The organism is Pseudomonas frederiksbergensis (assembly GCF_900105495.1).
Lineage (GTDB): Bacteria > Pseudomonadota > Gammaproteobacteria > Pseudomonadales > Pseudomonadaceae > Aquipseudomonas > Aquipseudomonas frederiksbergensis.
Genome location: NZ_FNTF01000002.1, coordinates 2,868,072 through 2,881,197, shown reverse-complemented (window position 1 = coordinate 2,881,197; position 13,126 = coordinate 2,868,072). Strand labels below are relative to the sequence as shown.

Sequence of the window (13,126 nt, the reverse complement as noted above, 5' to 3'; positions counted from 1 at the left end):
TCAAAACGCCTTAACTGCTTCGATCACCGGGCGGTAACGGTTCAGCGTTCGGGAATGGGCGAGCTATCAAGTGGAACGCGTCACTGGAAGAGTGCTCTATACCTTCAAGGTGTTTTTTGCTCGAATGACTTTTCCTGTTGCCTATGAGGTTTCCCATGACTGTCACCGTCAATACCGTTTCCACCGAAGGTTATCGTCACAGCGTCCAAATCGATGACCATGAACTGTTTGCCGACGTACCGACACTCGCTGGCGGCGAAGGCTCGGCGCCCGAGCCACACGATTACTTCGACGCCGCCCTGGGTGCCTGCAAGGCGCTGACCCTGAAGATGTACGCGAAGAAAAAAGACATCCCGCTGACCGGTGTCACGGTCGAAGTCAAACGTGACAACAGCGAAGAGCAGAAAGGTAAATATGCCCTGCACGTCAAACTGACACTCAAAGGTGTGCTCTCCGACGCTCAGCGCGACGAGTTGCACCGCGTCGCCGACCGTTGCCCGGTCCACAAGTTGATGACCACCACAGACGTCAGCATCGAAACGCACCTGGCTGAAGGTGCCTTCAGCCAATAGCGGCAAGGGCTGCGCAAGCGGGTTATGCTCCACGCATTACCCGCTCAGCCTGGAATGCAGCATGAACACTCCGCTCGTGATCCGCCCCCGCGCCGAAGATGTCGAAGGCCAACCCATACTTCGTCCACTGCCGTCAGCCAAATGCCGCAGCGTCGGGCCTTTCGTGTTTTTCGACCACATGCTCGAAACCCGTTATGAGGCGGGAAAAGGCATGAACATCCGTCAGCATCCGCACATTGGCCTGTCGACCCTCACCTACTTGTTCGAAGGAAAAATCCAGCACAAGGACAGCCTCGGTTCCGACCAGGTCGTGGAGGCCGGTGATGTCAGCTGGATGACGGCGGGCAGCGCGATTGCCCACGTCGAGCGCACGCCCGAGACGTTGAAGGACAGCGGTTTCACGATGCATGGTTTGCAGATTTGGCTGGCCTCACCGAAAGAAAAAGAGCACGGCCCCGGACACTACAGCCACCATCCGGCGGCCACCCTGCCGGTCAGCGATAACCTGGGGGTGAAAATCCGCATGATTGCCGGGTCAGGCTTTTGCCTGGAATCGCCGGTCCCGGTGCTTTCTCCTACCTTGTATGCCGAATTGAACCTGCAAACGGCGACCACCTTGCTGATTCCTGCCGAACATGAAGAGCGGGCGTTGTATGTGCTGGACGGCGAGGTGCAACTGGATGGCGAGCCGATAGAACCGCATTCGCTGGTGGTATTGCCGGTCGGGGAAGAGATGACACTGTTTGCTGAAAGCGACTGTCATGCCGTGCTGTTTGGTGGTGCACCGCTGGATGGGCCGCGGCGGATCAACTGGAACTTCGTGGCGAGCGATCCGGCGTTGATCGATGAAGCACGGCGACGCTGGGCGGCCGGGGATTGGCCGACGGTGCCAGGGGAAAGTGAGCGGATCGAACTGCCAAAAGGACGAAGCGAGCCAACCCCGCTGTAACGATCAAAAAACCCGCCGAAGCGGGTTTTTGTACAGCGAAGTTAAACCGACAATTCAACCAACAGCTTGTTGAGACGGCGCACGTACGCGGCCGGGTCTTTCAAGCTGTCGCCAGCGGCCAGGGCCGCCTGATCGAAGAGAATGTGCGACAGGTCGCCGAAGCGTTCGTCGCTCTGCTCGTTGTCGAGCTTCTCGATCAGCGGGTGAGCCGGGTTGAATTCGAAGATCGGCTTCGAATCCGGCACCTTCTGACCGCTGGCTTCGAGGATCTGACGCATCTGCAAGCCCAGGTCCTGCTCGCCGATGGCCAGAATCGCCGGGGAGTCGGTCAGGCGGTGGGAAACCCGAACTTCAGCGACGGAATCGCCCAGTGCAGTTTTCAGACGCTCAACCAGACCTTCCTTGGACTTGGCGACTTCTTCCGCCGCTTTCTTGTCTTCTTCCGAATCCAGATTGCCGAGGTCGAGGTCACCACGCGCCACGTCGACAAAGCTCTTGCCGTCGAAGTCGCTGAGGTAGCTCATCAGCCACTCGTCGATGCGGTCGGTCAGCAGCAGCACTTCGATGCCTTTCTTGCGGAAGACTTCCAGGTGCGGGCTGTTCTTGACTTGCGCGTAGGTCTCGCCGGTCAGGTAGTAAATCTTGTCCTGACCTTCCTTGGCGCGAGCCAGGTATTCAGCCAGACCCACCACTTGCTCGCCTTCATCACCGTTGGTCGATGCGAAACGCAGCAGGCCAGCGATTTTCTCTTTGTTGGCGAAGTCTTCTGCCGGGCCTTCTTTCATGACCTGGCCAAAGTTTTTCCAGAAGCTCTTGTATTGCTCAGGCTCGTTCTTCGCCAGCTTTTCCAGCATGTCGAGAACACGCTTGGTCAGCGCCGACTTCATCGAATCGATGATCGGGTCTTTCTGCAGGATTTCCCGCGATACGTTCAGCGACAGGTCGTTGGAATCGACCACGCCCTTGATGAAGCGCAGGTACAGCGGCAGGAACGACTCCGCCTGATCCATCACGAACACGCGCTGCACGTACAGCTTCAGGCCTTTCGGCGCTTCACGCTGGTACAGATCGAATGGAGCACGGGCCGGCACGTAGAGCAGCGAGCTGTATTCAAGCTTGCCTTCGACCTTGTTGTGGCTCCAGCTCAGCGGGTTCTCGAAGTCATGAGCGACGTGTTTGTAGAACTCCTGGTATTCCTCGTCCTTGATCTCGGTACGCGGACGGGTCCACAGGGCGCTGGCGCGGTTGACAGTTTCCCATTCAACGGCCGGTTGTTCTTCGCCTTCAACGGCCGCCACTTCTTTCGGCAATTCGATCGGCAGAGCGATGTGGTCGGAGTACTTCTTGATGATGTTGCGCAGACGCCAGCCATCGGCGAATTCGTCTTCACCGGCTTTCAGGTGCAGGACGATACGAGTGCCGCGCTCGGCTTTATCGACGGTGGCAACTTCAAAATCGCCTTCGCCCTTGGACGACCAGTGCACGCCTTCGCTGGCAGCAGCACCGGCACGACGGCTGAACACGTCGACTTTATCGGCGACGATGAATGCAGAGTAGAAACCCACACCGAATTGACCGATCAGGTGCGAGTCTTTTTTCTGATCACCGGAGAGATGTTTCATGAAATCGGCAGTGCCGGATTTGGCGATGGTCCCCAGGTGGGTGATCGCATCTTCACGGCTCATGCCAATGCCGTTGTCTTCGAGGGTGACGGTTTTAGCGTCCTTGTCGAAGCTCACACGGATTTTCAGTTCGGCGCCGCCTTCCAGCAACTCAGGCTTGGACAGGGCTTCGAAGCGTAATTTGTCGACAGCGTCAGAGGCGTTAGAGATCAATTCGCGAAGGAAAATTTCCTTGTTGGAATACAGCGAATGGATCATGAGGTGCAGCAGTTGCTTCACCTCGGTCTGGAAGCCCAGGGTTTCCTTTTGAGTTTCCACACTCATGGTCATCAAACTCCAATCAGATGGCAGTGGCCGCGACCTGAAGGGTCGGCGGCGGGTTGTCATCAAAGTTGGGGGCTCAGTTCAGGATTTCAAGGGCTATTCAATTTTGAAATGGGCGCGGGCGGTGGCAATCGGTTCGACTTCAGTGCTTTGCCAGGCCGTAATCGCGACGTTGGCCACCCGGCGGCCCTGCCGGCAAACCTGGCATCTGGCCCAGGTGTCGCGAAACTGCCCGGCACGCAAGTAGTCGAGGGAGAAATCGATGATCTTCGGCACACCCGGCGAACCGGTGAAAATCAGCAGGTGCAGCGCCGCGGACAGCTCCATGAACCCGGCGATCACGCCACCATGAATCGCCGGCAATAAAGGGTTACCAATGTTGTCCTTGTTGGCCGGCAAGCGAAACAGCAGATCATCCCCTACCCGCGAACATTCGACGCCGATCAGTTTGGCGTAGGGGATCAAGTGCAGCAGCGAGGCATAGTCGCCCTGCTCATGTGCCAGTTGAAGTTGTTCCTTGAAGGAATCGGTCATTTCGCACCTCCGGCGATAGCGCCGCCAAAGCCTTTGGTGCCCTTGATGGCTTTACCCATGCGCATGAAAGTGCCCACCACATGGGCGATGGGCTGCTCGGGGTCGTCCTGATAGGCGAAACCGCGAGCAAAAATCACATCCGTGGTCACCCGGTAGCACTGGGCAAAACCGTAGACATCCTTATGCGGCTCGGCGGCGTGCATGTAGTCGATGCGCAGGTCGAGGGTCGGACAAACCTCGAACTCGGGCAGCACGCAGAGGGTGGCCATGCCGCAGGCCGTGTCCATCAGCGAGGTCAGCGCCCCGCCATGAATCACACCGGTTTGCGGGTTGCCCACAATTTGCGGACTGTACGGCAGGATAACCGTCAATCCTTCGCTGCTGGCGCTGTGAACGCGCAGCCCCAGTACCTGACAATGTCGCAGCGCCGATAGAAACCGTGTAGCACGCTCAAAAACGGGGTTTTCGGCCATTTTGATAAACTCTTCTTAGTGTCCGGGCGACACACCTGGTGTTTTAGTAAAAGTTCCCGTCGGAATAAACTTATATATCTGTATGAATTGAGGAACTTAACGCTATGCGCTGTGCTCGAAAGGCCAGTAGATATTTTCCATAAGGAGAAACACCCCATGCGTAAGACTTTAGCTATTGCCTTGATGTTGACCGCTTCCCTCGGTCTCGCTGCTTGCGATAAAAAATCCGAGGACAAAGCTCAAGAAGCCGAAAAACATGCCGAGCAAGCTCAGCAAGACATGAGCAAAGCTCAGGATAAAGTGAACGACGCAGCGAAAGAAAACGCCGAAGCCGCCAAAGCTCAGGCTGAATCGGATGCAGCGGCAGCAAAAGAAGCACCTAAAAACTAAAACAGTTTTTAGCGTGATAAAGAAAACCCGCCAAGTGCGGGTTTTCTTTTGCCTTTTTTTTGCCTGGCAGGCGTTACAGCAAAATTGTTCTAAAAGTCGGACTAATCATCAATAGCAACGAACACAATAGTCCAATACCCCACACCAGGCTGCGCTGCCAGGCCAGATCAACCCAATAGCACAACAAATAAATGATTCGGGTAATCACGAAGATGATTGCCAGCAAGTCGATCAGCCACCCCGCTGTCTGCGTGGTATGCGCCATCAGCACCCCCACCGCGAACAGAATGAACGCCTCAAAACAGTTCTGATGAGCGGCCAACGCACGGGCACCAAAGCCAGTCAGTTGCGCCTGTTGCTGACGCGGCAGATGGTTGTCATAACCACCCAGGTCATTCATCGCTTTGGCCACGGGAATCTTTGCTACAAAAATAAGCAAGGCACTGATTAACACACACCAGAACGGAATACTCATCAAACAGCCTCTTTAATCGCCTCGGGCAATGGCGCCTCTGTAGGTGTATAGACCATCACGTCAAGAACGTCGGAATGAAATTCCCGGCGATACAACACCAACACCACACCGGTACTCATCAACATGAACAACCATGGGCTGACGAACCAGGCCAGCATGGTCATGCCGAAGTAGTAGGAGCGCAGTCCGAAGTTGAACTGGTTGGCGGCCATGGAAATGACGCGGGCCGCCCGGGCAGCGAAGGCTTTGCGTTCTTGTTCGGATACGTGACGCTCACCGACCATAGGCGCCGAGCCCACCAGAATGGCCGCAAAGTTGTACTGGCGCATGCACCAGCTGAACGTAAAGAACGCATAGACAAACACCAGCGCCAGACACAGCAACTTGATCTCCGACATCCCCTGGGATGCCTGCTGCACCATCGGGATATCCGCCAACAACGACACTGCCCTTTCGGAGGCTCCGAGCACCGTGAGAATGCCGGCCAGGATAATCAGTGTGCTGGAGGCGAAGAACGAGGCATTGCGCTCCAGGTTACCGATCACGCTGGCGTCAGCGATGCGGTTGTCGCGCAACAGCATGCGGCGCATCCAGTCTTCGCGATAAAGGTGCAGCACGCTGGCCAGGCACGCAGTGTCGCGGCCCTTCCACGTCGCATAACGGGTGTAGCCGCCCCAGCAGATGGCGAACCAGAGCGCGGCGAGGATGTGGATCATGTTGGCGTGGATGAACGACATGCAGGTCCTTGTGGTGTGTATTCGGAGTACTGAAACCTGTGGGAGCGAGCCTGCTCGCGATGGCGGTAGATCAGCCAACATATCTATTGAATGTAAAGCCGCCATCGCGAGCGGGCTCGCTCCCACATTAGATTTGGCAATGCTTCGACGTTAGCTCAAGGAAAAAGACACTGCACCCCCTCCAAAAAAAATGCCCCGTATCGATTGATACGGGGCATTTCCTTGTGTGTTCACGACCCGCTTGTGGCGGGCCATGAAGCGGCTTAAGCCAGTGCTTCTTCGCGCTTGCCCAGCAGGCGATCGCAAACCACCGCGACGACCAGGGTCATGACCGACGGCACCAGCCAGGCCAGGCCTTGCTCGCTCAGCGGCAGGTGGGACAACTGAGTCGGCATCCAGTCCGCCAGACCCGCGCCCTTGAGGGCGTCGATCAAACCGAAGATAAACGACACCAGCATCACCGGACCGACGATGCGGCCCTGCTCATGCCAGAAGTCCTTGCAGAAGCTCAGGGCGACCAAGGCGATGCACGGCGGGTAGATCGCGGTCAGCACCGGGATCGAGAACGCAATCAGCTTGGTCAGGCCCAGGTTGGACACAAACAGCGAGAACACCGCCAGGATGATGACCAACGTCTTGTAGGACAGCGGCAACACACGGCTGAAGTATTCGGCGCAGGCGCAGGTCAGACCTACCGCCGTCACCAGGCAGGCCAGGGAGATCAGCACCGCCAGAAAACCGCTGCCCAAAGAGCCGAAGGTGTGTTGCACGTAAGCGTGCAACACCGCTGCGCCGTTGGTAGCACCCGCGGCCACTTCATGGCTGCCCGAACCGAGACGGAACAAGCTGACGTAAACCAGCGCCAGGCCCACGCCGGCAATCAGCCCTGCGATGATCGCGTAACGGGTGATCAACACCGGCGACTCGACGCCACGGGAACGGATTGCATTGACGATGACAATGCCAAACACCAGCGCGCCCAGGGTATCCATGGTCAGGTAACCATTGATGAAGCCTTGTGAAAAAGGTGCCGCCACGTATTCCGGGGTGGCCACGCCGACATCACCGGCCGGCAATGCAAACGCGGCGATGCCGAGCGCGGCCAGGGCGATGATCTTCAGCGGTGCGAGGAAACGTCCTACGGTATCCAGCAGCCGGCCCGGATAGAGCGAGATGAAAAAAACCAGCAGGAAGTACACCGAGCTGTAGAGGAACAACGCCAACGGGCTCTCGCCAGTCAACGGCGCCAAGCCGACTTCGAATGACACGGTGGCGGTGCGCGGTGTCGCGAACAGCGGGCCAACAGCGAGGTAGCACGCGGCCGCCAGCAGGCCACCGGCGACTTTCCCGATCGGGCTGCTCAAGGCATCCATGGCGCCACCGACCTTGGCCAGGGCAACAACGGTGATCACCGGCAAACCGACCGCGGTGATCAGAAAGCCCAGCGCCGCCATCCAGACATGTGGACCGGATTGCAGACCGACGATAGGCGGGAAGATGATGTTGCCAGCCCCGACAAACAGGGCAAACGTCATAAAACCAAGTGCCAGGATGTCCTGGCCTTTCAACACTTTCATTAAGGAAATACCACACTACTGAATCGGAATTTAGAGAGGGATTTCCCTGAGGGGTGAGGGAAATGCTGTCGGTCCGTATAGGACTGACCCGTTTAGCGCGTAGCAACCTTGTGGGTCGCGGACGCAAAAATGGCTGCTAGCCTAACGAATTTGCCCAACAAACGCACTGTTAGGGTGCGATCTATCCGATACGCGACATTTCCGTGTCGCGTTTACATATCTAATTTACTTACAAAGAACCCTGTGGCGAGGGGATTTATCCCCGTTCGACTGCACAGCAGTCGTAAAACCATCGCATGCGGTGCATCTGATACACCTCGGATGCAGATTTTAGAATCGCTTCGCGACCCAACGGGGATAAATCCCCTCGCCACAAAAGCCCGGTACAAACCCCGGAAACGACAAAGGCCACCCGAAGGTGGCCTTTGTTTGGTGAAGCGTCAGATAAGCGCGAGGCTTACTTGATTGCCCAACCAGTCAGCTCGGACAAAGCCTTGCCGATGTCTGCCAGCGAACGCACGGTTTTAACGCCTGCGTCTTCCAAGGCAGCAAACTTCTCGTCTGCAGTGCCTTTGCCGCCAGAGATGATTGCGCCAGCATGGCCCATGCGCTTGCCCGCAGGGGCAGTCACACCAGCGATGTAGGAAACAACCGGCTTGGTCACGTGTGCCTTGATGTAGGCAGCCGCTTCTTCTTCAGCCGAACCGCCGATCTCACCGATCATCACGATCGCTTCGGTCTTCGGGTCTTCCTGGAACAGCTTCAGGATGTCGATGAAGTTCGAACCCGGGATCGGGTCACCACCGATCCCGACGCAAGTCGACTGACCGAAACCGGCGTCAGTAGTTTGCTTCACAGCTTCGTAGGTCAGGGTGCCGGAACGGGAAACGATACCGACCTTGCCTGGCAAGTGAATGTGACCTGGCATGATGCCGATCTTGCATTCGCCTGGAGTGATCACGCCTGGGCAGTTAGGACCGATCAGGACTACGCCCAGCTCGTCGCACTTGACCTTGGCATCCAGCATATCCAAGGTAGGAATGCCTTCAGTGATGCAAACGATCAGCTTGATGCCGCCGAAGGCTGCTTCCAGGATGGAGTCCTTGCAGAAAGGAGCTGGAACGTAGATCACGCTGGCGGTGGCGCCAGTGGCAGCTACAGCATCTTTCACGGTGTTGAACACTGGCAGACCCAGATGCTCGGTGCCGCCTTTGCCTGGAGTTACGCCACCCACCATCTTGGTGCCGTATTCGATGGCTTGCTGGGTGTGGAAACTACCTTGCGAACCGGTAATACCCTGGCAGATAACTTTGGTGTCTTTATTGATCAGGACGCTCATTATTTGCCCTCCGCAGCTTTGACAACTTGTTGAGCAGCGTCGGTCAGGCTGGTAGCAGCGATGATGTTCAAACCGCTTTCTGCCAGTACTTTAGCGCCCAGCTCAGCGTTGTTGCCTTCAAGGCGAACAACAACCGGGATTTTCACGCCGACTTCTTTCACTGCGCCGATGATGCCTTCGGCAATCATGTCGCAACGAACGATGCCGCCGAAGATGTTGACCAATACTGCAGCGACGTTAGTGTCGGACAGGATGATCTTGAACGCTTCGGTAACGCGTTCTTTGGTAGCTCCGCCGCCCACGTCGAGGAAGTTGGCTGGTTTGCCGCCATGCAGGTTGACGATGTCCATGGTACCCATGGCCAGGCCAGCACCGTTGACCATGCAACCGATGTTGCCTTCCAGTGCTACGTAGTTCAGTTCGAACTTGGCAGCGTGCGCTTCGCGCGGATCGTCTTGCGACGGATCGTGGAAAGTCTTCAGCTTAGGCTGACGGTACATGGCGTTGGCGTCGATGTTGATCTTGGCGTCGAGGCAATGCAGATCGCCGTCAGCCTTGATCACCAGCGGGTTCACTTCCAGCAGAGCCAGGTCGTGATCCTTGAACAGCTTGGCCAGACCTACGAAGATCTTGGCGAACTGAGCAACTTGCTTGCCTTCCAGACCCAGCTGGAATGCCAGCTCGCGACCCTGGAATGGCTGAGCGCCAACCAGTGGATCGATAGTGGCCTTGAGGATTTTCTCAGGGGTGTCGTGAGCGATTTTCTCGATGTCCACGCCACCTTCGGTGGAAGCCATGAACACGATGCGACGGCTCGAACGGTCAACGACAGCGCCCAGGTACAGCTCTTTAGCGATATCAGTGCACGATTCAACCAGGATCTTGGTGACTGGCTGACCATTGGCATCAGTCTGGTAAGTCACCAGACGCTTGCCCAACCACTGTTGAGCGAATGCTTTGGCGTCTTCTTTGCTGCGAACCAGCTTAACGCCGCCCGCTTTACCGCGACCACCTGCGTGAACCTGGGCTTTGACAACCCATTCGGTCCCGCCGATCTTGTCGCACGCTTCTGCTGCTGCTTCCGGGGTGTCTACGGCGAAACCCTGGGATACTGGCAGGCCGTATTCAGCGAACAGCTGCTTACCCTGATACTCGTGAAGATTCATGCTTATTACCGTCTTCGTTAGGTACTGCGCATTCGGTGCTGCACTTGTTCAAGTGCCGCACCACCTGTGACTGCTGCTTGCGTAGGTGTTCCGGACAACCGGTGAGACTACGCAAGGCTGCGTCCGGCGGACATTCCGCGGTGAGTCTTGCACGCAAGGCTCACGACGGGCCTTCCGCCGTGGTTTCTTATTGTCTTGTCTTAACGCTTCTTGCGGTTGGCGATGTGGATGGCGCCGCCATTCACAGCCAGAGCTGCTTCGTGCAAGGCTTCGGACAGGGTCGGATGGGAGAAAACCATCATGCCCAGGTCTTCCGCGCTGGTGCCGAATTCCATACCGATCGCGCCCTGCTGAACCAGTTCTGCAGCGCTCGGGCCAATCACGTGGACGCCCAATACGCGGTCAGTCTTGGCATCGGCAATGACTTTCACGAAACCGCCGGTGTCGTTGGCTGCCATGGCACGGCCACTGGCTGCGAACGGGAAGGTGCCAACGTTAACTTCAACGCCTTCAGCCTTCAAGGCCTGCTCGGTTTTGCCGACCCACGCGATTTCCGGGTGAGTATAAATAACCGACGGGATCAAATCATAGTTCATCTGGGCTTTGTGGCCCTTGATGCGCTCGACGACCATGATGCCCTCTTCCGAGGCCTTGTGTGCCAGCATCATGCCGCGAACCACGTCGCCGATCGCGTAAACGCCCGGTACGGTGGTGGCGCAGTGATCGTCAACGTGCACGAAACCGCGCTCGTCCAGGGTCACGCCGCAATCAGCGGACAGCAGATCAGTGGTCACCGGACGGCGACCAACGGCTACGATCAGCTTGTCGAAAGTGATGTTCTGTTCGCCGTTGGCATCGGTGTAGTTCACGACTACTTCGTTGCCGTTCACTTTGGAACCGGTAACACGAGCGCCCAGCTTGATGTCCAGACCTTGTTTGGTCAGGGTTTTCAGCGCTTCCTTGGAAACGGCAGCGTCAGCGGCCATCAGGAAGGTGTCCAGCGCTTCAAGAACGGTGACTTCTGCGCCCAGACGGGACCAGACCGAACCCAGTTCCAGACCGATCACGCCAGCGCCGATCACGCCCAGACGTTTTGGAACCGATTGGAATTCCAGCGCGCCAGTCGAATCGACGATCACATTCTGGTCGACCGGAGCCGGCGGAATGTCGATCGGACGCGAACCTGGAGCCAGAATCACGTTCTCGGCTTCAATGATTTCTACCGAACCGTCTGGCTTGGTGACTTCGACTTTCTTGCCGGCCAGCAGTTTTCCGTGGCCCTGGATCGAGGTCACGCCGTTGGCTTTGAACAGGGTGGCAACACCCGACGTCAGGCCTTTGACGATGTTGGCTTTACGGCCGACCATTGCTGGCACGTCCATGGTCACGCCAGCGTGGTTGATACCGTGGATCGCGAAGCCGTCCTGGGCTTCGTGGAATTTCCAGGAGCTGTCCAGCAGCGCCTTGGATGGAATGCAACCGACGTTCAGGCAAGTACCGCCGAGGGCCAGTTTGCCTTCCTTGTCGGTGTATTTCTCGATGCAGGCAGTGGAGAGGCCCAGTTGCGCTGCTTTAATGGCAGCCACGTAGCCGCCAGGGCCCGCGCCAATCACTACCAGGTCGAATTTCTGAGTCATGTGTCATTCCTTCTCGAATCAAACCGGACAGTCCCTTTTGGGGACTGTCGTGGGACGAAGCTGGTCATTACAGGAGGACCGTCCATCACTGGACGGCCCGTGCAACGAAATCAGATATCCAGCAGCAAACGAGCCGGGTCTTCCAGCAGGTTCTTGATGGTAACCAGGAAGGTCACAGCTTCTTTGCCATCGATCAGACGGTGATCGTAGGACAGAGCCAGGTACATCATCGGACGGATAACAACCTGACCGTTGATCGCCATAGGACGCTGCAGAATGTTGTGCATGCCCAGGATGGCCGCTTGCGGCGGGTTGACGATCGGAGTCGACATCATCGAACCGAAAGTACCACCGTTGGTGATAGTGAACGTACCGCCGGTCATCTCGTCCATCGACAGTTTGCCGTCACGAGCCTTCTTGCCGAAGGTGGCGATGCCGCCTTCGATTTCAGCCAGGCTCATCAGTTCGGCGTTACGCAGAACCGGAACAACCAGGCCGCGGTCGCTGGAAACAGCAACACCGACGTCAGCGTAGCCGTGGTAAACGATGTCAGCACCGTCGATCGAGGCGTTGACAGCCGGGAAGCGTTTCAGCGCTTCGGTGGCCGCCTTGACGAAGAACGACATGAAGCCCAGGCGCACGCCGTTGTGGGACTTCTCAAACAGGTCCTTGTACTTCGAACGCAGGGCCATGACTTCAGTCATGTCGACTTCGTTGAAAGTGGTCAGCATCGCCATGTTCGATTGAGCTTCAACCAGACGCTTGGCGACAGTGGCCCGTACGCGGGTCATCGGTACGCGCTTCTCGATGCGATCGCCGGCAGCGAACACTGGAGCAGCAGCGGCAGGCGCAGCAGCCTTGGCAGGCGCGGCAGCCGGAGCGGCTTTCTTGGCAGCTACAGCGGCAACAACGTCTTCCTTGGTCACACGACCGCCTTTGCCGGTGCCGGCAACGGAAGCGATGTTGATGCTGTTTTCTTCAGCCAGCTTGCGAGCAGCCGGTGCAGCAACAGGATCATCTTCGCCTTCAGCGGCTGGAGCAGCAGCTTGTGCAGCGGCAGGAGCAGCGGCAGCAGCTGGAGCGGCAGCAGCGCCGCCCGCTTCGATGGAGCCCAGGACTTCGTCGGACAGAACGGTGTCGCCTTCGTTCTTGACGATAGCGCCCAGCACGCCATCAGCGGTAGCCAACACTTCCAATACGACTTTGTCAGTTTCGATGTCGACGATCAGGTCATCGCGCTTGACGGCGTCGCCCGGCTGTTTGTGCCAGGTGGCAACGGTGCCATCGGCAACCGATTCCGGGAAAGTGGGGGCTTTGATTTCGATAGCCAT

Annotated in this window: 13 protein-coding genes; 3 read left to right on the top strand and 10 right to left on the bottom strand. The window is 57.3% G+C overall.

Features of this window, described 5'->3' with window-relative positions:
• The first annotated feature begins 155 nt into the window (after positions 1–155).
• Both BLW70_RS13525 and BLW70_RS13520 read left to right on the top strand, forming a co-directional pair.
• Positions 156–572 (top strand): OsmC family protein, encoded by a 417-nt coding sequence (locus tag BLW70_RS13525; RefSeq protein ID WP_074874677.1) that lies wholly within the window; start codon positions 156–158, stop codon positions 570–572.
• A gap of 61 nt (positions 573–633) precedes the next feature.
• Positions 634–1,521: a pirin family protein gene (locus tag BLW70_RS13520; protein WP_074874675.1), complete on the top strand. Its 888-nt coding sequence runs from the start codon at positions 634–636 to the stop codon at positions 1,519–1,521.
• 41 nt (positions 1,522–1,562) lie between these two features.
• Here the strand turns inward: BLW70_RS13520 and htpG are convergent, their stop codons facing one another.
• The 3 genes from htpG to BLW70_RS13505 all read right to left on the bottom strand — a co-directional run bounded on the left by htpG (position 1,563) and on the right by BLW70_RS13505 (position 4,474).
• A complete protein-coding gene (gene htpG / locus BLW70_RS13515) occupies positions 1,563–3,467 on the bottom strand; it encodes a molecular chaperone HtpG (RefSeq protein WP_074880547.1) in 1,905 nt (634 codons plus the stop codon).
• A 96-nt stretch (positions 3,468–3,563) separates the two neighbouring features.
• Complete coding sequence (locus BLW70_RS13510; protein WP_074874673.1) at positions 3,564–4,001, bottom strand: PaaI family thioesterase; 438 nt, start codon at positions 3,999–4,001, stop codon at positions 3,564–3,566.
• Positions 3,998–4,474, bottom strand: coding sequence for a PaaI family thioesterase (locus BLW70_RS13505; RefSeq protein WP_074874671.1), 477 nt, complete (start codon positions 4,472–4,474; stop codon positions 3,998–4,000). Before BLW70_RS13505 ends, BLW70_RS13510 begins: the two co-directional genes overlap by 4 nt.
• Before the next feature lie 156 nt (positions 4,475–4,630).
• Between BLW70_RS13505 and BLW70_RS13500 the strand changes: the two genes are divergently transcribed.
• Positions 4,631–4,864, top strand: a complete 234-nt coding sequence (locus tag BLW70_RS13500; RefSeq protein WP_008032682.1) for a hypothetical protein — start codon at positions 4,631–4,633, stop codon at positions 4,862–4,864.
• Positions 4,865–4,937: 73 nt separating this feature from the next.
• Here BLW70_RS13500 and BLW70_RS13495 read toward each other — a convergent pair whose 3' ends face one another.
• The 7 genes from BLW70_RS13495 to odhB form a co-directional block, all read right to left on the bottom strand.
• On the bottom strand, positions 4,938–5,339 hold the full coding sequence (locus tag BLW70_RS13495) for an MAPEG family protein (protein WP_074874670.1): 402 nt from the start codon (positions 5,337–5,339) through the stop codon (positions 4,938–4,940).
• Entirely contained in the window at positions 5,339–6,076 is a 738-nt protein-coding gene (locus tag BLW70_RS13490) for a DUF599 domain-containing protein (RefSeq protein WP_074874668.1), read from the bottom strand. The genes BLW70_RS13495 and BLW70_RS13490 overlap by 1 nt, the downstream gene beginning before the upstream one ends.
• 263 nt (positions 6,077–6,339) lie before the next feature.
• Positions 6,340–7,653, bottom strand: a complete 1,314-nt coding sequence (gene brnQ / locus BLW70_RS13485; protein ID WP_074874666.1) for a branched-chain amino acid transport system II carrier protein — start codon at positions 7,651–7,653, stop codon at positions 6,340–6,342.
• 457 nt (positions 7,654–8,110) lie between these two features.
• Positions 8,111–8,992 (bottom strand): succinate--CoA ligase subunit alpha, encoded by an 882-nt coding sequence (gene sucD, locus BLW70_RS13480; RefSeq protein ID WP_008148605.1) that lies wholly within the window; start codon positions 8,990–8,992, stop codon positions 8,111–8,113.
• Positions 8,992–10,158, bottom strand: a complete 1,167-nt coding sequence (gene sucC, locus BLW70_RS13475; protein WP_008148602.1) for an ADP-forming succinate--CoA ligase subunit beta — start codon at positions 10,156–10,158, stop codon at positions 8,992–8,994. Before sucC ends, sucD begins: the two co-directional genes overlap by 1 nt.
• Before the next feature lie 200 nt (positions 10,159–10,358).
• Positions 10,359–11,795 (bottom strand): dihydrolipoyl dehydrogenase, encoded by a 1,437-nt coding sequence (gene lpdA, locus BLW70_RS13470; protein ID WP_074874664.1) that lies wholly within the window; start codon positions 11,793–11,795, stop codon positions 10,359–10,361.
• Between the two features lie 110 nt (positions 11,796–11,905).
• Complete coding sequence (gene odhB, locus BLW70_RS13465) at positions 11,906–13,126, bottom strand: 2-oxoglutarate dehydrogenase complex dihydrolipoyllysine-residue succinyltransferase (RefSeq protein WP_074874662.1); 1,221 nt, start codon at positions 13,124–13,126, stop codon at positions 11,906–11,908.